General features: G+C 36.5%; 21 protein-coding genes, 2 tRNA genes and 2 rRNA genes. 14 read left to right on the forward strand and 11 right to left on the reverse strand.

Features of this window, described 5'->3' with window-relative positions:
• The 11 genes from dnaA (at nucleotide 1) to LNP23_RS00055 (ending at nucleotide 10,823) form a co-directional block, all read left to right on the forward strand.
• Nucleotides 1-1,428, forward strand: coding sequence for a chromosomal replication initiator protein DnaA (gene dnaA, locus LNP23_RS00005; protein WP_041517015.1), 1,428 nt, complete (start codon nucleotides 1-3; stop codon nucleotides 1,426-1,428).
• Nucleotides 1,429-1,437: 9 nt separating this feature from the next.
• On the forward strand, nucleotides 1,438-1,905 hold the full coding sequence (locus LNP23_RS00010) for a low molecular weight protein-tyrosine-phosphatase (protein WP_047779197.1): 468 nt from the start codon (nucleotides 1,438-1,440) through the stop codon (nucleotides 1,903-1,905).
• A 74-nt stretch (nucleotides 1,906-1,979) separates the two neighbouring features.
• Nucleotides 1,980-2,693, forward strand: a complete 714-nt coding sequence (locus LNP23_RS00015) for an SAM-dependent methyltransferase (protein ID WP_047779198.1) — start codon at nucleotides 1,980-1,982, stop codon at nucleotides 2,691-2,693.
• 12 nt (nucleotides 2,694-2,705) lie between these two features.
• Nucleotides 2,706-3,155: an energy transducer TonB gene (locus tag LNP23_RS00020; RefSeq protein WP_230003005.1), complete on the forward strand. Its 450-nt coding sequence runs from the start codon at nucleotides 2,706-2,708 to the stop codon at nucleotides 3,153-3,155.
• A gap of 65 nt (nucleotides 3,156-3,220) precedes the next feature.
• Nucleotides 3,221-4,348 (forward strand): methionine aminotransferase, encoded by a 1,128-nt coding sequence (locus LNP23_RS00025; RefSeq protein ID WP_230003006.1) that lies wholly within the window; start codon nucleotides 3,221-3,223, stop codon nucleotides 4,346-4,348.
• Between the two features lie 74 nt (nucleotides 4,349-4,422).
• A complete protein-coding gene (locus tag LNP23_RS00030; RefSeq protein ID WP_047779200.1) occupies nucleotides 4,423-5,304 on the forward strand; it encodes an SDR family oxidoreductase in 882 nt (293 codons plus the stop codon).
• Nucleotides 5,305-5,605: 301 nt separating this feature from the next.
• Nucleotides 5,606-6,214 carry a uridine kinase gene (gene udk, locus LNP23_RS00035; RefSeq protein ID WP_047779201.1) on the forward strand — a complete coding sequence of 203 codons (609 nt, stop codon included), beginning with the start codon at nucleotides 5,606-5,608 and terminating at the stop codon, nucleotides 6,212-6,214.
• A 142-nt stretch (nucleotides 6,215-6,356) separates the two neighbouring features.
• The gene (locus tag LNP23_RS00040; protein ID WP_047779202.1) at nucleotides 6,357-6,692 is read left to right on the forward strand and encodes an FtsB family cell division protein; all 336 of its coding nucleotides are present in this window, start codon (nucleotides 6,357-6,359) and stop codon (nucleotides 6,690-6,692) included.
• Nucleotides 6,693-6,711: 19 nt separating this feature from the next.
• The gene (locus LNP23_RS00045) at nucleotides 6,712-8,076 is read left to right on the forward strand and encodes a methylmalonyl-CoA mutase subunit beta (RefSeq protein WP_230003007.1); all 1,365 of its coding nucleotides are present in this window, start codon (nucleotides 6,712-6,714) and stop codon (nucleotides 8,074-8,076) included.
• A gap of 45 nt (nucleotides 8,077-8,121) precedes the next feature.
• Nucleotides 8,122-10,251 carry a methylmalonyl-CoA mutase gene (gene scpA, locus LNP23_RS00050; protein ID WP_230003008.1) on the forward strand — a complete coding sequence of 710 codons (2,130 nt, stop codon included), beginning with the start codon at nucleotides 8,122-8,124 and terminating at the stop codon, nucleotides 10,249-10,251.
• A 254-nt stretch (nucleotides 10,252-10,505) separates the two neighbouring features.
• Complete coding sequence (locus LNP23_RS00055; RefSeq protein ID WP_230003009.1) at nucleotides 10,506-10,823, forward strand: GIY-YIG nuclease family protein; 318 nt, start codon at nucleotides 10,506-10,508, stop codon at nucleotides 10,821-10,823.
• 215 nt (nucleotides 10,824-11,038) lie between these two features.
• Here the strand turns inward: LNP23_RS00055 and LNP23_RS00060 are convergent, their stop codons facing one another.
• The 5 genes from LNP23_RS00060 to dapF form a co-directional block, all read right to left on the reverse strand.
• Nucleotides 11,039-11,683, reverse strand: a complete 645-nt coding sequence (locus LNP23_RS00060) for a hypothetical protein (RefSeq protein WP_047779206.1) — start codon at nucleotides 11,681-11,683, stop codon at nucleotides 11,039-11,041.
• Between the two features lie 99 nt (nucleotides 11,684-11,782).
• Nucleotides 11,783-12,646 carry a DUF2279 domain-containing protein gene (locus tag LNP23_RS00065; RefSeq protein WP_230003010.1) on the reverse strand — a complete coding sequence of 288 codons (864 nt, stop codon included), beginning with the start codon at nucleotides 12,644-12,646 and terminating at the stop codon, nucleotides 11,783-11,785.
• Between the two features lie 59 nt (nucleotides 12,647-12,705).
• A complete protein-coding gene (gene mltG / locus LNP23_RS00070; protein WP_230003011.1) occupies nucleotides 12,706-13,746 on the reverse strand; it encodes an endolytic transglycosylase MltG in 1,041 nt (346 codons plus the stop codon).
• Between the two features lie 10 nt (nucleotides 13,747-13,756).
• A complete protein-coding gene (locus LNP23_RS00075; protein WP_230003012.1) occupies nucleotides 13,757-14,290 on the reverse strand; it encodes a GNAT family N-acetyltransferase in 534 nt (177 codons plus the stop codon).
• A gap of 65 nt (nucleotides 14,291-14,355) precedes the next feature.
• On the reverse strand, nucleotides 14,356-15,138 hold the full coding sequence (gene dapF, locus LNP23_RS00080) for a diaminopimelate epimerase (protein ID WP_047779210.1): 783 nt from the start codon (nucleotides 15,136-15,138) through the stop codon (nucleotides 14,356-14,358).
• A 138-nt stretch (nucleotides 15,139-15,276) separates the two neighbouring features.
• Here dapF and LNP23_RS00085 point away from each other — a divergent pair, with 138 nt between their 5' ends.
• Both LNP23_RS00085 and LNP23_RS00090 read left to right on the forward strand, forming a co-directional pair.
• On the forward strand, nucleotides 15,277-16,677 hold the full coding sequence (locus LNP23_RS00085; RefSeq protein WP_047779211.1) for a trypsin-like peptidase domain-containing protein: 1,401 nt from the start codon (nucleotides 15,277-15,279) through the stop codon (nucleotides 16,675-16,677).
• Nucleotides 16,678-16,918: 241 nt separating this feature from the next.
• Nucleotides 16,919-18,367, forward strand: a complete 1,449-nt coding sequence (locus LNP23_RS00090) for a glyceraldehyde-3-phosphate dehydrogenase (RefSeq protein WP_047779212.1) — start codon at nucleotides 16,919-16,921, stop codon at nucleotides 18,365-18,367.
• Nucleotides 18,368-18,424: 57 nt separating this feature from the next.
• Here LNP23_RS00090 and LNP23_RS00095 read toward each other — a convergent pair whose 3' ends face one another.
• On the reverse strand, nucleotides 18,425-18,883 hold the full coding sequence (locus tag LNP23_RS00095) for an Lrp/AsnC family transcriptional regulator (protein WP_047779213.1): 459 nt from the start codon (nucleotides 18,881-18,883) through the stop codon (nucleotides 18,425-18,427).
• A gap of 200 nt (nucleotides 18,884-19,083) precedes the next feature.
• Here LNP23_RS00095 and ald point away from each other — a divergent pair, with 200 nt between their 5' ends.
• A complete protein-coding gene (ald, locus tag LNP23_RS00100) occupies nucleotides 19,084-20,202 on the forward strand; it encodes an alanine dehydrogenase (protein ID WP_230003013.1) in 1,119 nt (372 codons plus the stop codon).
• Between the two features lie 175 nt (nucleotides 20,203-20,377).
• Here the strand turns inward: ald and pafA are convergent, their stop codons facing one another.
• The 5 genes from pafA to LNP23_RS00125 form a co-directional block, all read right to left on the reverse strand.
• A complete protein-coding gene (gene pafA / locus LNP23_RS00105; RefSeq protein ID WP_230003014.1) occupies nucleotides 20,378-21,997 on the reverse strand; it encodes an alkaline phosphatase PafA in 1,620 nt (539 codons plus the stop codon).
• Between the two features lie 482 nt (nucleotides 21,998-22,479).
• Nucleotides 22,480-22,589, reverse strand: a 5S ribosomal RNA gene (rrf, locus tag LNP23_RS00110).
• A gap of 167 nt (nucleotides 22,590-22,756) precedes the next feature.
• A 23S ribosomal RNA gene (locus LNP23_RS00115) occupies nucleotides 22,757-25,635 on the reverse strand.
• 147 nt (nucleotides 25,636-25,782) lie between these two features.
• Nucleotides 25,783-25,856 (reverse strand) — tRNA-Ala (locus LNP23_RS00120).
• A 166-nt stretch (nucleotides 25,857-26,022) separates the two neighbouring features.
• Nucleotides 26,023-26,096, reverse strand: a tRNA-Ile gene (locus LNP23_RS00125).
• Nucleotides 26,097-26,114: the final 18 nt, after the last annotated feature.

Consider the following 26,114-nt stretch of genomic DNA (forward strand, 5'->3'; position numbering starts at 1 on the left):
ATGACTAAAACTGCTCAATCGGTATGGGAAAACTGTTTGTCTTTTATAAAAGACAATATTCAAGACCAGGCGTACAAAACTTGGTTTGAGCCAATCAAATCAGTTGAGCTAACCGACAATGCATTATACATTCAAGTACCGAGTAAATTTTTCTACGAATGGCTAGAAGAACATTACGTTAAATTATTGAAAGTTGCGCTTACCAAAGAACTAGGGAAAAACGCAAAGTTACTGTATAAAATTAAAATGGAAAACACTTATGGTAATAAACAGCCGTTTACTGAACAGCTGCCAAGTGCCAACAGAGTGCCCATGAAACCGCAAGAGGTTGATGCTCCGTTTAAAAACTTAAATCCAGAGCTTAAAAATCCATTTGTAATTCCCGGAATCAGAAATTTAAAAATTGAATCGCAATTAAATGCCAACTACAGTTTTGACAATTTTCTTGAAGGGGATTCGAATCGTTTGGCTCGTTCCGCAGGTATGGCTGTTGCCAACAAACCTGGGGGAACTTCCTTTAACCCGCTATTAATCTTTGGTGGTGTTGGTTTAGGAAAAACACACTTAGCGCATGCGATAGGTGTAGAAGTAAAAGACAAATATCCAGAAAAAACGGTTTTATATATTTCTGCCGAAATTTTCACACAACAATATATTGATTCGGTAAAAAAGAACAATCGTAACGATTTTATTCACTTTTACCAATTGATCGATGTTTTAATTATTGATGATGTTCAGTTTTTATCCGGAAAATCGGGAACTCAGGACGTTTTCTTCCATATTTTTAACTACTTACATCAAAACGGAAAACAGGTAATTTTAACCTCTGACAAAGCACCTGTTGATATGCAGGATATTGAGCAGCGTTTATTATCCCGTTTTAAATGGGGACTATCTGCCGAATTGCACCAACCGGACTACGAAACCCGTATTTCGATCTTAAAAAATATCTTATACCGTGACGGTGTTGAAATGCCGGAAGACATTATTGAATATGTTGCCCGCAATATCAAATCTAACGTTAGAGAATTAGAAGGTGCTATTATTTCGTTAATCGCTCAATCTTCTTTCAACAAAAAAGAAGTAACAATTGAGTTGGCTAAAAGTGTAGTAGAGAAATTTGTTAAGAACGTAAAAAGAGAAATTTCAATTGATTATATTCAAAAAATTGTCTCTGATTATTTCCAATTAGACATTGAAACACTTCAATCTAAAACCAGAAAGAGGCATGTCGTGCAAGCAAGACAATTGGCCATGTTTTTTGCAAAGAAATTTACCAAAGCTTCTTTAGCAAACATTGGTTCACAAATTGGAGATCGCGATCACGCTACAGTATTGCACGCCTGTAAAACGGTTGACAATTTAGTTTCTACAGACAAACAATTCAAGAAATTTGTCGAAGATATCAACAAAAAACTAACGCTATAAACGCGCATCATGCCAGTAAAGATTCTAATGGTTTGTTTGGGAAATATTTGCAGATCTCCTTTAGCTGAAGGAATTTTAGCTTCCAAATTACCCCAAAATACATTTCTGGTAGATTCTGCAGGAACCGGTTCCTGGCATGTAGGTCATTCACCCGATAAACGTTCGATTGCCGTTGCCAAAAAAAATGGCATCGATATCAATCATCAAAAAGGAAGACAATTTAAAACTTCCGACTTTGATGAATTTGACTATATTTATGTAATGGATATTTCCAATTACGACGATGTACTACTTCTTGCAAAAACAGCCGAACACAAAAACAAAGTACAACTTATTCTGAACGAGTTATTTCCTGACGAAAATGTAGATGTCCCTGATCCTTACTTTGGCGTCTCTAATGGTTTTGACAATGTTTACGAAATGCTGGATGAAGTTACGGACATCATTGCCCAAAAACTTATCGAAAAATATTCATAACTTACCTCCTTTCAATTCGTTTGTAAAAATGACAATTGAGAGCTAATTCGTTTTATAAATTTAAAAAAACGCACATGAAACTTCTAGGAAAACTATATTTAATTCCAACCACTATGGGCGAAAGCGATCCGATGGACGTTTTACCGCAAACAGTAAAAAGAAGTATCGAGCTTATAGACCACTACATTGTCGAAAACGACAAAACAGCCCGAAAATCCATAAAAGCGGTTTATCCCGAAAAGAAACAATCCGAATTGGTTCTTTTTACCTTAAACAAACGTACGGAGCCAAGCGAACATTTAGACTTTATAAAACCTTTGTTAGAAGGAAAAAACATGGGTTTAATGAGCGAAGCCGGATGTCCCGGTGTAGCTGATCCCGGTGCTGTAATTGTAAAATTAGCACATGAAAAAGGAATACAGGTTGTTCCTTTAGTAGGGCCTTCTTCTATTTTATTGGCTATGATGGCTTCGGGAATGAACGGACAGAGTTTTACTTTCAACGGTTATTTACCTATTGATAAAGACGAAAAAAAATCGGCATTAAAGTACTTTGAAAAATTATCTCAGGATAAAAATCAATCGCAGCTTTTTATCGAAACACCTTACCGAAATAACAAATTGGTCGAGGATATTTTGCAAATCTTAAACCCTGCAACGCATCTTTGTATTGCAACTGATATTACCTTACCAACAGAATTCATTAAAACAATGCGCATTTCAGATTGGAAGAAACTTAAAGTTGACCTTCACAATCGACCGACTATTTTTATCATTCATAAAATGTAAAACCACCATAAAATGAAGAAATTTCTAATTTTGATTCTGATTTGCACTGTTCAAAGTGTTTTTTCTCAAACGGAAATTATTACCATAGACGAGCCTACAAATAAAATACCGCCACAAGGAGCTGTTCCAAATGACGATAATAGTATTTACAGTACAGCAGGAATAGAGGTAAAGCCGGAATTCCCTGGCGGAATAGCCGTTTTTAATACCTACATGGAGCAAAACTTCCAAATTCCAAATGTAACTCCGGCACTTAAAGGAAGAATTTATGTCACCTTCATAATAGAAAAAGACGGATCTTTAAGCGACATTAAAGTACTAAGAGATTTGGGCCATGAAACGGGTCGCGAAGCTATTCGTGTTCTAAAAAATGCTCCAAAATGGATTCCCGGAAAACAAAACAATAAGTTGGTCAGAGTGCTTTATTCACTCCCAATTCCTATAAATATTCCTGCAAAATAATTTTAGCAAAAAACTATTACTTATCGTACATTTAACTCACAAGTTTCTAACCTCAAAACTTTTTCATGAGTAAATTACCTAATATCACCACCAGTATTTTTACGGTAATGTCAAAAATGGCCGCAGAATACAATGCCATTAATCTCTCGCAGGGATTCCCAAATTTCCCTGTCGACGAAAGATTAACAGCCATTTTAGCGAAGTTAACCAAAGAAAATGTACACCAATATACTCCAATGGCAGGTTATCCGCCGTTAATGAGTCAGATTGCTAAATTGGTTAAGAGTTCTTACAACAGAACGATCGATCCTGAAACCGAAATTTTGGTTACGGCTGGTGCAACTCAGGGAATTTTTACCACTATTTTGGCTTTGGTAAAAACCGGCGATGAAGTACTAATTCTGGACCCTAGTTACGATTCTTATGAATCTCCTGTTTTACTTTGCAACGCAAAACCCATCAGAGTTGCTCTAAATGATGATTACACCCCAAACTGGGAAAGAATAGAAAAATCCTGCTCTTCAAAAAGCAAGATGATCATCATCAACAATCCGCACAATCCAACAGGAAAAATCCTGAAGGAAGCTGATTTTCTTGAACTCGAAAAAATACTTTCAAAATATCCCGATCTCCTTGTCTTATCTGACGAAGTGTACGAATACATCACTTTCGAAGAAAAACACCTTTCGGCACATACCCGACAAGCTTTACTAGAGCGCTGTATAATGATTTCTTCTTTCGGAAAATCATTTCATATCACAGGTTGGAAAATTGGTTACACCGTAGCACCTGAATATTTAATGAAGGAAATCAAAAAAGTACATCAGTTTTTGGTTTTCAGCGTCAATAGCATTTCACAAGCCGCCATAAGTCAATATTTAGAAGTTGTTGACGTCAATCTTTTAGGGAAATTCTATCAGGAAAAAAGAGATTATTTTCAAAAACTGTTGCAGAATAGCCGATTTGAATTAAAACCCTGTGAAGGAACTTACTTTCAGGTTGCTTCTTATGCCGCAATTTCAGAGGAAGATGATGTTACTTTCTGCAAGAAACTAATTACAGATCATGGTGTCGCAGCAATTCCGATATCAACTTTCTACTCCGATCATAAAGACCAGAAATTAATACGCTTTTGTTTTGCCAAAGATGATTTTACTTTAGAATCGGCTGCAAAAAAATTATGTAATATATAAAGTTTATCAAAATTTTATAACAATATTATGCACGCATACTATATATTTGATTAATATTGTAAAAAAAAGAAAATATGAGCTATACAGATAAAATGTTACGAGATGATGCTTTAAAAGGCAAAGTTATCGTAGTTACAGGCGGCGGAAGTGGTTTAGGAAAAGCCATGACCAAATACTTCTTAGAATTAGGAGCTCAGGTGGCGATTACTTCAAGAGATTTAGAAAAACTAAAAAACACGGCTACCGAGCTGGAAGCTGAAACTGGTGGAAAATGTTTGCCTCTTCAATGTGATGTTCGTCACTATGAAGAAGTAGAAAACATGCTTCAGGAGGTTCTGAAAGCTTTCGGAAAAGTAGATGTTCTTTTGAACAATGCGGCCGGGAATTTCATTTCTCCAACAGAAAGATTATCTGCAAATGCATTTGATACTGTTATAGACATCGTTCTTAAAGGTTCTAAAAACTGTACACTGGCTTTTGGAAAACACTGGATCGACAGCAAACAAAAATCAGCAACGATTTTAAATATCGTGACCACTTATGCCTGGACAGGTTCTGCTTATGTAGTACCTAGTGCAACAGCAAAAGCGGGAGTTTTGGCAATGACACGCAGTCTTGCTGTAGAATGGGCCAAATACGGAATCCGTTCTAACGCCATTGCTCCGGGACCATTCCCAACTAAAGGTGCCTGGGATAGATTATTACCAGGAGATTTAGCTGAAAAATTTGACATGGCTAAAAAAGTACCTTTAAAGCGTGTAGGTGATCACCAGGAGTTGGCCAACTTGGCAGCTTATTTGGTTTCAGATTTCTCTGCTTATGTAAATGGTGATGTGATCACAATTGATGGTGGTGAATGGTTGAAAGGTGCTGGACAATTTAACTTATTAGAAGCTATTCCGGAAGAACTTTGGGATCAGCTTGAAATGATGATAAAAGCAAAAAAGAATAAATAATTAATGTGCTTACTAAATTCAGAATATTTTCAAAAGACTATACTGATTGCACTAAATCCCGATGGTAGTAACTGTCGGGATTTTTTTTTATTTTTTTTCACCATATAAGTCATGTAAGTTCATTTAAATGCAATGTGAATCTACGCAACTGCTTATATTTTCTTATATAACTTATATGGTTTAAAAAAAGCGTTAAACAATTCGCAATTAAGGCAAACAATTCTAAACCTTCTTTAAACTTCTTATTATAATATTGACTTAAATTATTATTTTTGCGATACAAATATATAACAACAAATTTATGCTCATTATTGGACTTGCAGGAGGAACAGGAAGTGGAAAAACAACAGTAGTACACCAAATCATGAACGAATTACCAGACACAGAAGTTGGCGTAATTTCTCAGGATTCATATTACAAAGAAACCACTAATCTATCATTTGACGAAAGAGCATTAATTAATTTTGATCACCCGCGTGCGATTGATTTTGAATTATTGGTAAAACATTTAAAAGCATTAAAAGCAGGAGAAACGATTGATCAACCTGTATATTCTTTTATACAACACAATAGAACAGACGATACGGTTTCAACACATCCGAGAAAAGTAATGATCGTTGAAGGAATCTTAATCTTAACAAATCCGGAGCTTCGTGATCTTTTTGATATTAAAATATACGTTCATGCCGATTCAGATGAAAGATTAATCCGTCGTTTAAAACGTGATATTTCAGAACGTGGTCGTGATATTGATGAAGTTTTAACACGTTATCAGAACACCTTAAAACCTATGCATGAGCAATTTATCGAACCATCAAAAGCTTTTGCAGACATCATTATACCAAATGACAAATACAACACTGTAGCTATTGATGTAGTTCGTGCCGTAATAAATCAGCGAATTTTATAATTTTTATTGTAAATTTATTGCATTAAAGCTAAAAGCCATAACCCGCTTTCCCTTTATCCTTTTATGATCGTCAAACCATAAAAAGATAAAGGAGCAGCCGGGTCAAAAGAGGAATCAAATACTAAAATTACAACCGTTTAAAATGAAAATAACAAACCCTTTCAAAGGAAAATCCTGGCTCAGTCTTCTGGGCAATAAATACGTTTGGGTATTATTATTTTTTGTGGTCTGGATGCTATTTTTAGATAATTACTCCTATTTTGATCACCGTTTCCTGGACCACCAAATTGATGAACTCGAAGACAATAAAAAATATTATCAAGAGGAAATCAGAAAAGATCAGGAACAAATCAAACTATTGAAAAATCCCGAACAAATAGAAAAATATGCCCGCGAGAAGTACTATATGAAAAAAGACAGCGAAGACATATACATCATTCAATTTGAAGGAGACACTATTCCCGAAACCAAAGAATAATCAGAAAAAAAACCACTAAATGGCTACTACCCTATTCGACGATTTTAGTCCTATTTCATCCAAACAATGGAAACAAAAAATTCAGTTTGAATTGGATGGAGCTGATTATAACGAAACCGTAATCTGGAATTCCCCTGAAGACATTCAGGTAAAACCATTTTATCATAGAGATGAATTCTCAAAAGCTGCTACCGTAGAGACAAAAGTCACTGAATTTAAAATTTGTCAGAACATCTTTGTTTATGATATTGACAAGTCCATTCAAAGAGCTTTAAACACCATTGAAAGAGGTGCTGAAAGCCTTCGTTTCACGATTGAAAACGAAAAAACAGACCTTCAGCAATTATTAGAAAATCTTCCTTTAGAAAATAGAATTGTTTACTTTAATTTGAATTTCATTTCAATCGATTTCGTAAAACAACTCGACGCCATTGCCATTCAAAAAAAGAGTACTTTTTACTGTAATTTAGATCCAATTGGTCATTTTGCAAGAGAAGGAAACTGGTTTACTACCTCTGATAAAAATAATTTTGAGACTATTGAAAACATTTCAAAAGCAACTTCAAATACAACATTATTAAGTGTAGATTTAGGTCTGTATCAAAATGCAGGAGCCACAATCACACAACAAATCGGGTATAGTTTAGCGCACGCCAACGAGTACCTGAACCGCACACCCAACGCGCTAAAGCAGATTGTATTTCAGGTTTCGGTGGGAACTAATTATTTCTTTGAAATTGCTAAACTTCGCGCCCTGCGAATGCTTTTCAAATTGATAGCCAACGAATACCATCCGGATATTGACTGCCATTTACTAGTAACACCAACAAAACGCAACAAAACGATTTACGATTATAATGTAAATATGCTTCGTACCACCACCGAATGTATGTCGGCTATTCTTGGCGGAGCAGATGCAATTGCCAATTTGCCTTACGACTCCTTATACCACAAAGACAATGAATTTGGAGACCGAATTGCCCGAAATCAATTATTGGTTTTAAAGCACGAAAGTTACTTTGACAAAGTAGACAATCCGGCCGATGGAAGTTATTATATTGAAAGCCTGACCATGCAACTTGCAGAAAAAGGACTAGCATTATTTAAAGATATTGAAGCCAATGGAGGTTTTCTGAAACTTTTAAACGATGGAACCATCAAAAAGAAAATTCAGGAAAGCGCCTCTAAAGAGCAGGAATTATTTGATTCTAAAAAAGAAGTTTTACTGGGAACCAATAAATATCCTAATAAAGACGACAAAATGAAACATGATTTAGAGTTGTTTCCATTTGTAAAAGTAAAACCTAGAAAAACGTTAATTACGCCAATTATAGAAAAACGATTAGCTGAAAAACTGGAACAGGAACGTCTGGAATTAGAATAACAGTTTTCCATAGTAATTAATCAAACTACTCAAAAGAGTATTTCCATGATAAGAAAAGACCTTACACATATAAAGTTAGATTTTAAAAGCGAGAAGCCCACTGTTGAACAACAACCGGCAAGCAGCTTTTTAACTGCTGAAGGAATTGAGCTGAAACAAACCTATTCTGAAAAAGATCTAGAGAACTTAGAATTTTTGGACTTTGGAGCAGGCTTTGCCCCTAATTTACGAGGCCCTTATGCGACCATGTACGTAAGACGCCCGTGGACGATTCGTCAGTACGCAGGATTTTCTACAGCAGAAGAAAGCAACGCATTTTACAGACGAAATCTTGCAGCAGGACAAAAAGGGCTATCGATTGCCTTTGACTTACCTACACACCGCGGCTATGATTCAGACCATGAACGTGTTGTGGGCGATGTCGGAAAAGCCGGTGTAGCCATAGATTCTGTTGAAGATATGAAAGTACTCTTTGACCAGATTCCTTTAGATGAAATGTCGGTTTCAATGACCATGAATGGCGCAGTATTGCCTATTATGGCCTTTTATATTGTGGCAGCCGAAGAACAAGGAGTCGCCATACAAAAACTTTCAGGAACTATACAAAATGATATCCTGAAAGAATTCATGGTTCGAAATACCTATATTTATCCGCCCACCCCTTCGATGAAAATAATTGCAGATATTTTTGAATTTACGAGCAAGAAAATGCCCAAATTCAATTCGATCTCAATCTCAGGATATCATATGCAAGAAGCCGGTGCAACCGCCGATATTGAATTGGCATACACTCTGGCAGATGGTTTAGAATACATCAGAACCGGTCTTTCTACGGGAATGACCATTGATGAGTTTGCTCCGCGCCTTTCTTTTTTCTGGGCCATTGGAATGAATCATTTTATGGAGATTGCCAAAATGAGAGCGGGAAGAATGATCTGGGCAAAATTAATCCAGCAATTTAACCCAAAAAGCGATAAATCTCTGGCATTAAGAACCCACTGCCAAACTAGTGGTTGGAGTTTAACTGAGCAAGATCCTTTTAACAATGTGGCCAGAACTTGTATCGAAGCAACAGCAGCCGCTTTTGGAGGAACCCAATCTTTGCACACCAACGCCTTAGATGAAGCAATTGCTTTACCAACCGATTTCTCGGCAAGAATTGCCCGTAATACACAAATCTTTTTACAAGAAGAAACAAAGATCACCAAAACAGTCGACCCTTGGGCCGGTAGTTATTATGTTGAAAGCCTGACAAACGAAATTGTAAAAAGCACCTGGAAACTGATTGAAGAAGTAGAAGAATTAGGCGGAATGACCAAAGCCATCGAAGCCGGAATTCCAAAACTAAGAATCGAAGAAGCTGCAGCCAGAAAACAGGCAAGAATTGACAGCGGACAAGATATTATCGTAGGTGTAAACCAATTTAGATTAGAAAAAGAAGATCCTTTACATATCCTTGATGTAGACAACCAAATGGTTCGAAAACAACAAGTAGAGCGTCTGGAAGAAATAAAATCAAAAAGAGATACTGAAAAAGTAAATCAATCACTGGAAAAATTAATTCTTTGTGCTAAAACCGGACAGGGAAACTTACTCGAAATTGCTGTTGAAGCTGCTAGAAACAGAGCAACTTTAGGCGAAATCAGTGATGCTCTGGAAAGTATCTTCGGAAGATTTAAAGCACAAATTAAATCCTTTAGCGGTGTGTATAGTGCAGCAATAAAAAACGACGAGACTTTTGAAAAGGCAAAACAATTAGCAAATGTCTTTGCAAAACAAGAAGGAAGACGCCCAAGAATCATGATTGCCAAAATGGGACAAGACGGACATGATCGTGGCGCAAAAGTAGTAGCAACAGGCTACGCCGATGTTGGTTTTGACGTAGACATTGGTCCGCTTTTTCAAACTCCTGCCGAAGCAGCCAAACAAGCGGTAGAAAATGACGTGCATATATTAGGCGTTTCATCACTGGCCGCCGGACATAAAACATTGGTCCCTCAGGTAATTGAAGAACTTAAAAAACACGGTCGAGATGATATAATGGTAATTGTGGGTGGCGTAATTCCCGCACAAGATTATCAATATTTATTCGATGCCGGTGCCGTTGCCGTTTTTGGCCCCGGAACTAAAATTAGTGAAGCTGCTATAAAAATTCTAGACATCTTAATTGACTAGAAAATTAAACATCATAAAAACTGCTTTTTTTGAGCAGGTAAATTAATTTTAAGAGAGACAGTTGTCTCTCTTTTTTTTTCCTCTTTGTCATTTCGACAAAGGAGAAATCACACAAGAAACTCCACATAGAAAATCGCCAATCTTTGTCGAATATTGAATGCGATTTCTCCTTTGTCGAAATGACAAATGGATTAAAACAAATATTTGGGCTACTCAAATAATAAGTATATTCGTACTTTAAAATAGTACTCAATATGCTAAATCCTCAATACGGTTATCATACTTATTATGTTTACATTATCACAAATAAATATCGTTCGACGTTTTACATTGGTGTGACCAAGAATTTAAAATTGAGATTGTATCAACACAAAGAAAATATAGAAATCAAGAAGAAAACATTTGCATCAAAATACAATATTGAATTTTTAGTTTATTATGAAAAATTCGTTTGGATTCAAGAAGCAATTCTAAGAGAAAAAGAATTAAAAAAATGGAACAGGGATAAAAAACTAGCGTTAATTAAAAAACAAAATCCACTATTTGAATTTCTTAATTATCATTTTCAATAATCTGTTTTATTACCTTCACCACAAAGTATGTCATTTCGAGGCACGAGAAATCACACACGTAACTCCACAAAGATTGGCGATTTTCTATGCGGAATTTCTGGTGTGATTTCTCGTACCTCGAAATGACAAGCTGGTGCATAATCCCACATAAAAAAAGACAGACATAAAAAAAACCTGCTCTAAAAAGCAGGTTTCCTTATAAAGCTCACACTCTATTAATCATTAATTGTAGCATTACTATCTGCTTCAATATAAGAAAGGTCATAACCTCCAAAAGCTTTCATATAACTTCTCAACGAAGTACCAAAAGCATCTCTGAAATGCCTGTTTCCTTTGTTTTTAAAGAAGTTTTTTACTGAACCAGCTCCTCCAAGGTGTGCGGCAGCCAAAATTCCAGATTCTGTAATTTCGATACCACTAATCACTTTCCCTTCATACTTTTCAATTTCGTTACGCAAAATCCATTTGTTTTTAGACAATAACGCCACGAATGCTTTTTCCTGTAAAGCGGGATCTTTTAAAAAGGCTTTTTCATTACGGACACCGATTGCTCGTAAAGCTTGAGAACCAAATTGGTATTTCCCCATATATCCCAGGGAATTTACTAATCGGTATTTACCTTGAGATTCTTTAAAAGCTACTGCTTCTTTAAAACCAATAAGATGATTTCCGGTGTAGGGAAAGTTGTAATTTAAATTAGGATAATCATCCTTTTCTTGCGATGGAAATAAGTATTCGGATCCATCTGTTTTTTCGATTAAAAACCAAGGTTTGGTTTTTAGATTAAAGGGTTTAAAACCCAGGCTTAAAAATGTAATAACTACGATCAAACTCGAGTAAAAGTACCATTTCTTTATCATAAATTGTTTTTCTTCAAAACGCTGTCACCTTTTTGAAATTTCTACGGTGCAAAGGTAAAACAATTTACAAATATACTGATAATCAATTAATTAACTTTTTTAAAAATAAAACGCATGTGCTTTAAGCCCTTTATTGGCGGAGTATTCCAAAGTCGGCGCCGGAATTTTAATCGTGTTCAAAACCGAGAAAATAGTTTTCAAAAAATGCGATTTTGTGTTAATTTTAGCTAAATCAACATCAAAACTAAGAAAAAACTGACGATATCTTTCGGGATTTTCGACCGAAATCGGAATTTCGTTTTGCACATTTCCCGATAACATGCCTTCGGCTCCATATCCAAAAGCAACATTAAACCACTTCGGAATTTTTGATTTTTTTGCAAAAGAATGAAGATTTACAGAAAGCCAATAGGTCTGTCCATTATAATCTTTTAGTACTTGCTCATTAAGAGATTTTCCTAAAACATTTGGTCTTTGATTGGCATATGAAGTTGTATGAAAAGAAAACTTAGGTGTAATACGCTGCTCTTTCCAAAGTAATTCCTGAGAAACATACAATGCGGTTCCTGCAGTATTAGCAATAATATCCCCCGAAGAAGCTCCCCATTCAGAAGAATAACCATCCATCACTTCAACGGCTGCCAGAAAAACAAACCCCATACCCGCACCATAAATTAATTGCTTTTTAGTATCAGCACCGCTCCAATTAAGTGCTTCTGCACCAAATCTTCCCAAATGATAAGCAGAGTAGAAATGACCCACTTTATCCATTTGCAGCCATTCTTTATTATCATTTATAAAATGAAAATTTGACTTCGGATAATCAGAATACCAAATCTGATTTAAACCCAATAAAGTGACTGAAGCTAAAGCAGCTTCAGTCACTATAACTGTATTTTGTCTTTTTAGATTTAAAGTATCTGAGGGCGCCAAAAAAGCATCGATTTTACTTTGAGCTTCCATCCAATGAAAATTCAAAAAAAACAAAACCGATAAAATAAGGATCTTTTTAAAACTCAAAACTATCTTGTTACGCCCTGACTAGCGATCCAGTCTGAATATTTTTTTGCATTTACAGTATGTTGCTCATAAGTAGAAGCAAATTCATGATATCCAAAACGATCTACGCTGGCACAAAAATAAATATAATCATGCTTCTCCGGATTTAAAACCGCATCAAGAGCCGTAATGTCAGGCATCGCAATTGGCCCTGGAGGAAGACCTACATTTACATAAGTATTGTAAGGTGACTTCATAATCAGATCATTATAAAAAACTCTTTTTATAACCTGATCAAAATCATTCGCTTTTAATTTTAAAGCATAAATAACGGTCGGATCAGCCTGTAACGGCATCGCCAAACGCAAACGGTTTAAATATACACCTGCAATTCGAGGTCTTTCGTCTTTTTTAACGGATTCTTTATGAACAATAGAGGCCAAAATTGTAGCCTGAACCGGAGTTAATCCCTGAGCTTTTGCTTTTGCAATACGATCAGCTGTCCAGAAATTATGATATTCCTTGATCATTTTATCACGAAACTTTTCTGCAGAAGTATTCCAATAAATTTCATAAGTATTCGGAATAAACATCGCAAAAACATTCTCTTCATTAAAACCGTTTGCTTTTAAGAAAGTCGAATCTTTAATCGCTTTCATTAACGACAAACTATCCGCTTCGATTTCTGCTCCTACTCTTCCGGCAAAATTCTCCAAACGCTCCTGGTTATTAAAAGATAATTTCACAGGGACATTAGAACGCATCGCACGAACCAAATCGATATTATTCATATCTTTTTTAAGCAAAAAACGACCCGATTTTACATTTTCAGGATAACTTCTTTTATTGGCAACCATTTCAAAATTATCGAAATTCTTGATATACGGTTGTATTATTTTTTTCACATCCGTATAATTGGCTCCGGTAGGAACGTATACGTACACTTCTTTTTCTTCGAATTTAGTATTGGCACTAAAAATTCTACTGATTAAAATAAATCCGTAAATCATTAAAACTGAAATTACGGCTACGGCAGCTAACGTGATTATTTTTTTTATACTCAAAGCTAAGATTTTAAATTTGTTTGTTAATTAACTGAAAAATTGCTTCATCCTGATATTGGTTGTTTGCCAGAATCCAATCTTTTTTAATTCCTATTTCCTTGAAGCCAAATTTAGTAAAAAGTGCTATACTAGCTACATTCCCTACATTAATATTTGCATATAATTGATGCAGATTTAAATTGTGAAAAGAGTATTTAATCAGTAGCTCTAAAGCCTCAGAACCAATATTTTGCTTTCTGTTCTCTTTACTTTGAATCACAATTCCAACTCCTGCTCTGTTATTTTTAGGATCAAATTCAAATAAATCAATCAATCCAACAGCCGGAAAATCTTCATCCTGACAAATCGCCAACCGCAATTGTTTGGCTTCATAAATATCCTGATGCGCATTTTCGAGATACTGCCGAACTAAAAACCTACTATAAGGCGTTTGGGTATTACTAACCTCCCAAATACTCTGATCGTTCTCCATTGCATATACAAATTCCAGATCATTAGGTTCTAATGCCCGCAGGTAAACCGATTCTCCTTTTAGAGTTATCATAGTTGATTTTAGATTTTAGACTGTAGATTTTAGATTGCTGATTTCAGATCTTTCACTTATAACTTTTAAACCTCAATAGTTCCTTTAAAAACAAATTTTGCAGGTCCGGTCAAAAACACATTCGAAAAATGATCTCCGGTTTTATCAAAAGAAACGATTAGTTTTCCACCTTCAACATTCAAATTAATTGAAGTTTTATCGGTTTGACCAATTGCATTCATCGCTATTGCAACAGCTGTTGCACCGGTTCCACAGGCTAAAGTTTCATCTTCAACACCACGCTCGTACGTACGAAGCGAAAAAGTGCTGTCGTCTACTTTTTTAACAAAATTAATATTGCTTCCTTTTTCTCCATATAAAGCACCATACCGAATTGCTGCTCCATTTTCTTTCACATTATAATGCTCTAAATCTTCAACAATTTGCACGTGATGCGGAGAACCTGTATTCAGAAAAGTATAAGAATCTTTCTTTTGAATTTCATCAACATCTATCATTTGCAGTGAAATAATAGCATCCTCTCCAACAGACGCGTGATGTAGACCATCTGTCGCTATAAAAGTTGTTTTATTTTCAATTACACCCAACTGATTGGCAAAAGCAACCAGACAACGACCACCATTTCCACACATGGAACTCTGATTTCCGTCTGAATTATAATACACCATTCTAAAGTCAGTTTCGGAATCATTTTCCAGCAAAATAAGTCCGTCAGCTCCGATTCCGAAACGTCTGTCACACAGGCGTTCAATCAGTTTTATATTGTCTTTAGGGAAAAATTCAGAACGATTGTCAATCATTACAAAATCATTCCCTGTACCTTGATATTTATAAAATTCTACTTGCATTTTTAGTCTTTAAGAAGTACAAAAGTACGAACTATTAATTAATGAAATGTTAATCATTGTTAAAGAGCGTTAAACCATTTTTCTAAATAATTTTTTGAAGTAATTTTACGTTAAATAACTTAAATATAAATTCTAATTATGAAAAGATTTTCAGCCTTATTTTTAGTGTCATTATTTAGCGGCGCTATTACCCTTGGTGCTTACAAGTTATTATTTGAAAGCAACACTTCTTTTTTTGGAAAAGGAAATTCTGTTGTAACTCTTGCTCCCAATTCGTTTGGCAGAAATGTTGCATTAGCAGCAGAAACTGTAGATTTCACAGCAGCCGCAGACAAAACAATCCACACCGTTGTTCACGTAAAAAACGTCTCGCGACGAACTGTCAGTAACCCCATGATGGAATTTTTCTATGGTTATGGCGGACAGCAACAACAGGAACAAGTAGGAACCGGTTCGGGTGTAATTATTTCTGAAGACGGGTACATCGTAACCAACAATCACGTAATTAAAGATGCTTCGGAAATTGAAATTACGTTGAACAATAAAAAATCATATACAGCCAAACTTATTGGTACAGATTCTAAAATGGATATTGCTTTACTAAAAATCAATGCCGACGAAAAACTTCCTTACACGACTTTTGCGAATTCAGATTCTGTAAAAATCGGTGAATGGGTTCTGGCCGTTGGAAATCCGTATAATTTAACTTCGACTGTAACTGCGGGAATTGTTTCGGCAAAAGCCAGAAATTTAGATACAAAGGGCATTCAGTCCTTCATTCAAACGGATGCTGCCGTAAATCCCGGAAACAGCGGTGGCGCTTTGGTGAATACTCGTGGAGAATTAATTGGAATTAATACTATGATTTCTTCAATGACGGGTTCTTATGTTGGATACTCATTTGCCGTTCCGTCTAATATTGCCCGAAAAATTATCGAGGACATTATGGAATTCGGGAATGTTCAAAGGGGAATTCTAGGTGTTGAAGGAGGAGAATTAAACAGTACCGCTTCAAAAGAATTGGGAATTACTGAAACGCAAGGTTTTTATATTAGTAAAGTTTCCAAAAATTCCGGTGCAGAAAAAGCCGGACTGACAAAAGGTGATATTATTGTAAAACTGGACGAACAAAATATTTCAACTTATGCAGACCTTTCAAGCTACATCAATGCCAAACGCCCAAATGATGTTGTTAAAGTGACTTATATTAAAGACGGAAAAACAAAAACTGTTCCGGTAACTTTAAGCAAAAATGAATTTTACAGCACCGAATTTAAAGGTATAGAATTGGAAAATATTGATGCTGCCGATAAAAAGAAATTCAACATAAATTATGGTGTAAAAATCAGAAGTATTTCTAATGAAAATTTAATGCAGTACCAAAATGAATTACAAGGCAATATCATTTTAAGTATAGATAATGTTAAAGCAACAAATATTGAAACGGTTTCAAAACTCTTAAATAAAAAAGATGAGGGACAAAGTATGCGTCTTGAAATGATCAATAAAAATGGAGAAATTCTAAGAATTATTATCTAAACATCTTGCTCAAATTAAAACGGAAGGCCATCTTATTTTTTAAGGTGGCTTTTTTATTTTTCTTCCCAAAACCATTTCCGTTTTTGTTTTCAGCAACCCAATTTTAATTTAACAGGAATAAAATATTTTTTTCGTGAGTTTCAAAAAAAAATGCTAAAATAGTTTACGAAATCGATTGAAATGGGTACTTTTGCGCAAAATTTTAAAATAGTCCTCTATTTATTTTTCCAAATTTCCAATTATGAGCAAAAAATCTTTGTACCAAAAAGAAGTATCACTTCAAGTCGACCGAAGAAGAGCTGGTGTCGAATTAATCAAAATCATAAGTGATTTATGGTATGACAAATCCATCGAAATGGTTTTATTCAAGAATCAATTATTGGATAAAAATGTAAGCGATATTATTAATTTACATCAATACGCAGGTGAGTTTGTTGGTAAGCCAATCACCATTTTTGATTCAGTTGAAATTGCTCAGGTTATCCTGTCGTTAGATCTTCCGCCTTCAAAATTAGATTTAGGAAAACTAACTTACGAATATCGTCTGGAAGATGAGAAATATCCTGACGCAAGATATTTTGTACTTGATAAATTAAAAGAAGCCAAATCATCAGAAGAAATTCAACCAAAAGATGTGGTTTTATATGGTTTTGGAAGAATTGGTCGCTTATTGGCCAGAGAATTAATGTCTAAAACTGGAAAAGGAAATCAATTACGTTTAAGAGCAATTGTAACTCGTGATGCAAACGATGCCACTAGTTTAGAAAAAAGAGCTTCTTTATTACGATACGATTCAATTCACGGAGATTTCCAAGGTTCTGTAACTACTGACCCCAAAAATAATGCTTTGATCATCAACGGAACTACAGTTCATATGATCACAGCCAATACACCGGAAGAAATAGATTATACACAATACGGAATCAATGACGCTTTGATCATTGACAATACCGGAGTTTTCACTACAGAAGTTGCTTTACAAAGACACTTGACTTCAAATGGTGCCGGTAAAGTTTTATTGACTGCGCCAGGAAAAGGAGTTCCTAATATTGTACATGGGGTAAACCATAACGAATACAATCCTGATGAGATTAATATTTTCTCAGCAGCTTCTTGTACTACAAATGCCATTACACCGGTATTAAAAGCTATTGAAGATACATTGGGAGTTGTAAAAGGTCACTTGGAAACCATCCATGCCTACACAAACGACCAGAATTTAGTAGATAACATGCACAAAAAATACCGTCGTGGTAGAGCTGCAGCTTTAAATATGGTAATCACTGAAACAGGAGCCGGAAGTGCTGTAGCAAAAGCTTTGCCTTCGCTAGAGGGTAAATTGACTTCAAATGCAATTAGAGTTCCAGTTCCAAATGGTTCATTGGTAGTGCTGAATTTAGAAGTTAAGAAAGGAACGACAGTTGCTGCGATCAATAAAATAATGAAAAAATATGCTTTAGAAGGAGAATTGGTAGAGCAAATTAAATATTCATTAAATAATGAATTAGTTTCTTCAGATATCGTTGGTACATCTGCGCCTTCAATTTATGACAGTAATGCTACAATTGTATCTAAAGACGGAAAAAATATTGTATTATACATCTGGTACGACAATGAATACGGTTATAGCCATCAGGTTATCCGTTTAGCCAAATATATTGCAAAAGTAAGACGTTTCACTTACTATTAATATAAACCTAAACCAGTGTTAAATAAAACCATCAAGTTTACTTGGTGGTTTTTTTATTTAGATAGGCAAGACCGTGGTACTTTTTACTTCAGAAATTACAAAAACGGTATTTAATAAGGAGACTTCTGGTAAAACTGATAATTTCTGTTGGTGAAAACGATGGTAGCTTTCCATGTCCGGAATGATAATTTTGAGCATATAATCAAAATTCCCCGAAACATAATTACACTCTACCACTTCCGGTAAATTCAAAATAGATTGATTAAACCCCTCCGAAGTGTCATAAGTTTGTTTGGTCAACGTAACTTGGCAATACACAGTAAGATTATTTCCGAGTTTTTTCTTGTTTAAAATCGTGACATATTTTTCTATAACACCCTCTTTTTCAAGACGTTTGACCCGATCATGAACCGGCGTTAACGATAAATTAATCTTATTTGCAATGTCTTTTAACGTGTAATGCGCATCTTCCTGTAAAAGTCGTAGGATTTTTTTGTCAGTTTCATCTAAAGCCATAACGAAAACGATATAAATTTTGATTTAAAAAAAGTCTTTTTTTCTCTTTCAGGAAAGAAAAACACTTCCCAAAAGAATATTTTTCTGTAAAAGTAACAAATAAAATAATATTTTCTTATTTATCAATCAATTATCAATAATATATTCTCTAACTGTAAATTTGTAAAAAACAATTTCAAAAAACAAAAAAATATAACAATATGATAATAGGTGTTCCAAAAGAAATCAAGAATAACGAAAATCGTGTAGCTTTAACTCCAGCAGGAGTTTCTGAAATGAAAAAACACGGTCATGTAGTTTACGTTCAGGCAACTGCAGGTGTAGGTAGTGGTTTTGCTGATGAAGAATATGCAAAAGCTGGTGCAACAGTTTTAGCAACTATTGAAGAAGTATATGCTATCGCTGAAATGATTATCAAAGTAAAAGAGCCTATTGCTTCTGAGTACCCATTAATTAAAAAAGATCAATTACTTTTCACTTATTTCCACTTTGCATCATCTGAGCCATTAACACACGCTATGTTAGAAAGAGGAGCAGTATGTTTAGCTTACGAAACAGTTGAAAAAGCAGATCGTAGTTTACCTTTATTAGTTCCAATGTCTGAGGTTGCAGGTCGTATGGCTATTCAACAAGGAGCAAAATACCTTGAAAAACCATTAAAAGGAAGAGGAATTCTTTTAGGAGGTGTTCCAGGTGTTCCACCGGCAAAAGTTTTAGTTTTAGGTGGAGGTATCGTTGGTACTCAAGCAGCTAAAATGGCAGCAGGTTTAGGAGCTCAAGTTACTATTATGGATTTAAGCTTACCACGTTTACGTCAGTTAGATGATATTATGCCAGCTAACGTAAATACAGAAATGTCAAATCACTATAACATTACCAGAGCAATTGCTGATGCAGATTTAATTGTTGGTGCAGTTTTGATCCCAGGAGCAAAAGCGCCTCACTTAATCACTCGTGATATGTTAAAATTAATGCGTCCGGGAACTGTTGTTGTTGACGTAGCAGTAGATCAAGGTGGTTGTATCGAGACTTGTACTCCAACAACTCACGAGAACCCAACTTTTATTATTGATGATATTGTTCACTACTGTGTAGCAAATATGCCGGGAGCTGTTCCTTATACTTCTACATTAGCTTTAACTAATGCTACTTTACCGTATGCTGTACAGTTGGCTAACAAAGGATGGGAAAAAGCTTGCGCTGAAAATGAAGAATTGAAAAAAGGATTAAACGTTGCTAATGGTAAAATCCTTTACAAAGGAGTTGCTGAAGCATGGAATCTTCCTTTTAACGAAGAAGTAGTGTTAGCAAACGCATAGTTACTAGCATTATAATAAGTGCTTACTAAATAAAAAAGGCTTTTCTTAATTGAAAAGCCTTTTTTGTTACAAAAAACCCTGTCTCGAATTAAGACAGGGTTTTTAAATTTAATATGTGTCTAGTACTTAAATAACGATGTTTTTTCCTCAATTATTTAGAACTACCAATCCTAGATTACTTCTTTTCATCCAAAACTTCTTGAAGTACTTTCGCTTCAGTTCCATTTGGAAAGGTAACTTTTATTTTTTGTGCTATTGTTGGTGCAATTTCAGTTATTCCTTTTTTATCATACGACTCTCCTTTTTTGATATGCCAGCCATAAAAAATCGCAGGAACATGTGTATCATAGCTATAAGGTGTCCCGTGTGAAGTTCCCGTAGTTGAATATTCAATATCACCCGGTTTGTCTACAATAATCAAATCTCCATTTTGAGTTACATCGTATCCTTTTGCTACAAAATTTAAATAGTAGTCATTTCCGGAATTAGCCAAAATTTCTTCTTCGGTATACACTCTCTTAACTTGTGGTTGTGCAATTAAAAAACTTTTAAAAGCCTTCTTTACATTAACCAAATCTAGCTTTTTATCCTTAATAAGTTTCTTATTGAAGAAAATATTAAAGTTAGAATAATTTAAAATTAAATCTACGCCAAAAGTTTTCACAGAAAAATCCTGCAAGCTTTTCCTAACGTCTTTTGATGGATAATTATCTACATTATATTTATGATCTTTTAAATAGATAACATTTTCTGCCCCCGCATGATCAGCAGTTAGAAAAAGTAAATAATTGTCTTTTCCAACCGTTTTATCAAGATAAGCTAAAAAGTCAGCAATAGTCTGATCCAATCTTAAATAAGTATCCTGAAGTTCCATAGAACGTGGCCCAAGTAAATGACCAACATAATCAGTCGAAGAAAAACTAACAGTAAGGAAATCGGTACTGTTGTCTTTACCCAGATCTTCCTTCGCAATAGCTTCCATAGCAAACTCAGCTAACAAATCATTCCCATATGGAGTCGCTCTTAAGACACCTGCATCATTTTTCTCATACATTGTTTTCAAATCATATGGAAAAACAGGCGCTGCACTACCATATAGTTTCCCTTCATACGGGTTATTATCCGGTAAGCTTTCATTGTATGTGCTAGCTGGTTTATATAAATCCCAACCTTTATTAATATACTTCAAATAACGCTTCTCATTATTGAACTGGGTAACCCAATCAGGTAATTTATCCCCATAAAAAGTACTTGAAATAAAAGAACCTGTTTTGCTGTACCAGAATGCCCAATTTGCAAAATGTCCTGCAGGCAAAATTGCTCCACGATCCTTCAAACTAAGACCGATTACTTTTCCAGTAAAATTTGTTGCCATTCTAACTTCGTCAGTTATAGTAGTACTTTGCAGATTCTTTGGTGACATTGCACCCTCTTCTACAGTACCATCTCCAACCGTTTTAACAGATGCATCATCTGTACAGTACATTTCTTTACCAAGCGTTCTGCTAAACCATTCATTACCTACAATTCCATGTGTTGCCGGTGTAGTCCCTGTATAAATAGAAGCATGTCCCGGTGCAGTATAAGTTGGCATGTAATTATAATGCATATTCTGAAAAGTATATCCATTATTTATTAATCTATTAAAACCATTTGGAGAAAAATCATCTGAAAACCGATAGAGATATTCCATTTTCATTTGATCAACTACAATACCTACAACTAATTTTGGGCGCTCTTGAGCACTTAAACTTGTGATAGCAAATAATACCAACAATAAAATACTTTTTTTCATATTTAGATTATAATTAAAAAACAAAAATACAGATTCGCATTTAAAAACTCTAGTCGCTCCTACTCTAAAATCCTTTATTTACTATAATTTAACAGATTTTCAGAAGTTTAATAACAATAACAAGTCATTTAATTTTAAAGTTAATCCGTTACTTGCGAAGATTTCTAATTTGTAATACTAAACAAACACAAAATTACCCTCTAACCTCTTCTAAACACCAAGTTCGCAAAGATTTCATAAACAATACAAAGAAAAATTTTGGATGAAACTGCCCAATTTATATCTGTAAATTTGATCATTACTGCAGTTATAATGGCGTTTCTTATATGTGCTGCTTAACCCAAAGCACGCAAGGATTTACGCAAGGAGTCGCAAAGTAAATCTAAAATGAACTTACATCACTTATATGGTTTAAAAAAACCAACAACCAAAAAGTTATATAAAACAAAAAACCCTATCCGATTTGGATAGGGTTCTTAAAAGAAAGGCGACGACATACTCTCCCACATAACTGCAGTACCATCTGCGCAGGCGGGCTTAACTACTCTGTTCGGGATGGGAAGAGGTGAGCCCCGCCGCAATAACCACCTTAAGGTCGTTGTTACTTGAGGTAACGTACAATTAATTAAAAATTTATAATTAATAATTAAATAATTGCAACAATATCTTAACATACTGAGATAAAGAATATAAAAAAGTCCTTGACATGAGTCGAAGGGAGAAAGTTTCTTCCCCACACCAAAGTGTGGGGAAAAGGGTGTACATAAGCTTACGGATTATTAGTACTACTCGACTATGACATTACTGCCTTTACATCTATAGCCTATCAACGTGGTCATCTTCCACGATCCTTAAAAGAAATCTCATCTTGTGGTGGGTTTCGCGCTTATATGCTTTCAGCGCTTATCCCTTCCAAACGTAGCTACTCTGCGGTGCCCCTGGCGGGACAACAGATACACTAGAGGTTTGTCCAATTCGGTCCTCTCGTACTAGAATCAGATCCACTCAAATTTCTAACGCCCACAGTAGATAGAGACCGAACTGTCTCACGACGTTCTGAACCCAGCTCGCGTGCCACTTTAATGGGCGAACAGCCCAACCCTTGGGACCTTCTCCAGCCCCAGGATGTGACGAGCCGACATCGAGGTGCCAAACCCCCCCGTCGATATGAGCTCTTGGGGGAGATCAGCCTGTTATCCCCGGCGTACCTTTTATCCTTTGAGCGATGGCCCTTCCATGCGGAACCACCGGATCACTATGCTCTACTTTCGTACCTGATCGACCTGTATGTCTCTCAGTCAAGCTCCCTTATGCCATTGCACTCTACGCACGGTTACCAAGCGTACTGAGGGAACCTTTAGAAGCCTCCGTTACTCTTTTGGAGGCGACCACCCCAGTCAAACTACCCACCAAGCAATGTCCCCCACAACGCGGGGTTAGGCCTCAGATAAACAAAGGGTTGTATTTCAACAATGACTCCACAACGCCTAGCGACGCCACTTCACAGTCTCCAACCTATCCTACACATCATTTATCCAAGGTCAATACTAAGCTATAGTAAAGGTGCACAGGGTCTTTTCGTCCCACTGCGGGTAAACGGCATCTTCACCGTTACTACAATTTCACCGAGCTCATGGCTGAGACAGTGTCCAGATCGTTACACCATTCGTGCAGGTCGGAACTTACCCGACAAGGAATTTCGCTACCTTAGGACCGTTATAGTTACGGCCGCCGTTTACTGGGGCTTCAATTCAATGCTTCTCCGAAGATAACATCTCCTCTTAACCTTCCAGCACCGGGCAGGTGTCAGGCCCTATACTTCATCTTACGATTTTGCAGAGCCCTGTGTTTTTGATAAACAGTCGCCTGGACCTCTTCACTGCGGCCAGCTTGCGCTGGCGACCTTTCTCCCGAAGTTACAGGTCTATTTTGCCTAATTCCTTAGCCATGAATCTCTCGAGCACCTTAGGATTCTCTCCTCAACTACCTGTGTCGGTTTACGGTACTGGTACTAATTACCTGAAGTTTAGAGGTTTTTCTTGGAAGCCCTTAGGCGCACTATCTCTTTGTCCGAAGACTCCGAGTACTATCGTATTTCCCCAAGCCGCGTGGATTTGCCTGCGCAGCTTATAGGTAGGTACTTCAACGAACTATTCCGTCAGTTCGCGGCGCTTTCATCACTCCGTCACCCCATCACAGTAATTAGTAGTACGGGAATATTAACCCGTTAGCCATCGACTGTCCCTTTCGGGTTCGCCTTAGGACCAGACTAACCCACAGCTGATTAGCATAGCTGTGGAAACCTTAGTTTTTCGGTGTGCGGGTTTCTCGCCCGCATTATCGTTACTTATGCCTACATTTTCTTTTCTAACCAGTCCAGCATACCTTACGATACACCTTCAACCCTGTTAGAATGCTCCCCTACCACTTACAGTAAACTGTAAATCCATAGCTTCGGTAATATGCTTATGCCCGATTATTATCCATGCTCGTCCGCTCGACTAGTGAGCTGTTACGCACTCTTTAAATGAATGGCTGCTTCCAAGCCAACATCCTAGCTGTCTGGGCAGACAAACCTCGTTCTTTCAACTTAGCATATATTTGGGGACCTTAGCTGATGGTCTGGGTTCTTTCCCTCTCGGACTTGGACCTTAGCACCCAAGCCCTCACTGTTATCAATCATTATATAGCATTCGGAGTTTGTCAGGAATTGGTAGGCGGTGAAGCCCCCGCATCCAATCAGTAGCTCTACCTCTATATAACTAAAATAACGCTGCACCTAAATGCATTTCGGGGAGTACGAGCTATTTCCGAGTTTGATTGGCCTTTCACCCCTACCCACAGGTCATCCGAAGACTTTTCAACGTCAACCGGTTCGGACCTCCACACTGTGTTACCAGCGCTTCATCCTGCCCATGGGTAGATCACACGGTTTCGCGTCTAACACTACTGACTAAAGCGCCCTATTCAGACTCGCTTTCGCTACGGATCCGTGGCTTAACCACTTATCCTTGCCAGCAACGTTAACTCGTAGGCTCATTATGCAAAAGGCACGCCGTCACCCCACGAAAGGGCTCCGACCGCTTGTAAGCGTATGGTTTCAGGATCTATTTCACTCCGTTATTCACGGTTCTTTTCACCTTTCCCTCACGGTACTGGTTCACTATCGGTCTCTCAGGAGTATTTAGCCTTAGCGGATGGTCCCGCCAAATTCAGACAGGGTTTCACGTGCCCCGCCCTACTCAGGATACCACTATCTATTACACTTGTTACCTATACGAGGCTATCACTCTCTATGGCATAACTTTCCAGTCACTTCTAGTTCCTTGTGCATAAAATGTCGTGGTCCTACAACCCCAATCTTGCCGTAACAACATTGGTTTGGGCTAATCCGCGTTCGCTCGCCACTACTTACGGAATCACTTTTGTTTTCTTCTCCTCCGCCTACTTAGATGTTTCAGTTCAGCGGGTTTGCCCACCTATCGGTGTACTATGTCTTCAACATAGTGGGTTGCCCCATTCAGGTATCTACGGATCAATCGGTGTGTGCCCGTCCCCGTAGCTTTTCGCAGCTTATCACGCCTTTCATCGCCTCTGAGAGCCAAGGCATCCCCCATACGCCCTTATTTTGCTTATTGTACCAATCATAAAATCAATTATGACCGTTTTTTTTTGTCTTTTATTATCCGTATTACTACCAATAACAAAAAACGCTTTCTACTTTTTATTATTTCTTATCTCAATATGTCAATGAACTTTTATTTACTACTTTTATAGTAAATCAGTGGAGAATAACGGAGTCGAACCGTTGACCTCCTGCGTGCAAGGCAGGCGCTCTAGCCAGCTGAGCTAATCCCCCATTTTGCAATCTTAGATTGTAGAATTCAGATTTTAGATTTCTTAATTCTTCTCTAATTTCTTTGGTGAATTCCAACTTCTAGAATTTCCTTTTTTTAAGCTTTTCAGTCTTTTTAAGTTACTTTTAATTATAAATTTTTGATTTTTAATTAATTCTCTTTAAAAAGTAGTCCCGGGCAGACTCGAACTGCCGACCCCTACATTATCAGTGTAGTACTCTAACCAGCTGAGCTACGAGACTCTGTTTTACTTAAATTTA

The organism is Flavobacterium cupriresistens (genome assembly GCF_020911925.1).
In the GTDB taxonomy this organism is placed as follows: Bacteria; Bacteroidota; Bacteroidia; order Flavobacteriales; family Flavobacteriaceae; genus Flavobacterium; species Flavobacterium cupriresistens.

Coding starts and splice junctions, on each gene's coding strand:
- dnaA (WP_041517015.1), top strand. CDS start 1: ATGACTAAAACTGCTCAATCGGTATGGGAAAACTGTTTGTCTTTTATA.
- LNP23_RS00010 (WP_047779197.1), top strand. CDS start 1,438: ATGCCAGTAAAGATTCTAATGGTTTGTTTGGGAAATATTTGCAGATCT.
- LNP23_RS00015 (WP_047779198.1), top strand. CDS start 1,980: ATGAAACTTCTAGGAAAACTATATTTAATTCCAACCACTATGGGCGAA.
- LNP23_RS00020 (WP_230003005.1), top strand. CDS start 2,706: ATGAAGAAATTTCTAATTTTGATTCTGATTTGCACTGTTCAAAGTGTT.
- LNP23_RS00025 (WP_230003006.1), top strand. CDS start 3,221: ATGAGTAAATTACCTAATATCACCACCAGTATTTTTACGGTAATGTCA.
- LNP23_RS00030 (WP_047779200.1), top strand. CDS start 4,423: ATGAGCTATACAGATAAAATGTTACGAGATGATGCTTTAAAAGGCAAA.
- udk (WP_047779201.1), top strand. CDS start 5,606: ATGCTCATTATTGGACTTGCAGGAGGAACAGGAAGTGGAAAAACAACA.
- LNP23_RS00040 (WP_047779202.1), top strand. CDS start 6,357: ATGAAAATAACAAACCCTTTCAAAGGAAAATCCTGGCTCAGTCTTCTG.
- LNP23_RS00045 (WP_230003007.1), top strand. CDS start 6,712: ATGGCTACTACCCTATTCGACGATTTTAGTCCTATTTCATCCAAACAA.
- scpA (WP_230003008.1), top strand. CDS start 8,122: ATGATAAGAAAAGACCTTACACATATAAAGTTAGATTTTAAAAGCGAG.
- LNP23_RS00055 (WP_230003009.1), top strand. CDS start 10,506: ATGCTAAATCCTCAATACGGTTATCATACTTATTATGTTTACATTATC.
- LNP23_RS00060 (WP_047779206.1), bottom strand. CDS start 11,683: ATGATAAAGAAATGGTACTTTTACTCGAGTTTGATCGTAGTTATTACA.
- LNP23_RS00065 (WP_230003010.1), bottom strand. CDS start 12,646: ATGGAAGCTCAAAGTAAAATCGATGCTTTTTTGGCGCCCTCAGATACT.
- LNP23_RS00075 (WP_230003012.1), bottom strand. CDS start 14,290: ATGATAACTCTAAAAGGAGAATCGGTTTACCTGCGGGCATTAGAACCT.
- dapF (WP_047779210.1), bottom strand. CDS start 15,138: ATGCAAGTAGAATTTTATAAATATCAAGGTACAGGGAATGATTTTGTA.
- LNP23_RS00085 (WP_047779211.1), top strand. CDS start 15,277: ATGAAAAGATTTTCAGCCTTATTTTTAGTGTCATTATTTAGCGGCGCT.
- LNP23_RS00090 (WP_047779212.1), top strand. CDS start 16,919: ATGAGCAAAAAATCTTTGTACCAAAAAGAAGTATCACTTCAAGTCGAC.
- LNP23_RS00095 (WP_047779213.1), bottom strand. CDS start 18,883: ATGGCTTTAGATGAAACTGACAAAAAAATCCTACGACTTTTACAGGAA.
- ald (WP_230003013.1), top strand. CDS start 19,084: ATGATAATAGGTGTTCCAAAAGAAATCAAGAATAACGAAAATCGTGTA.
- pafA (WP_230003014.1), bottom strand. CDS start 21,997: ATGAAAAAAAGTATTTTATTGTTGGTATTATTTGCTATCACAAGTTTA.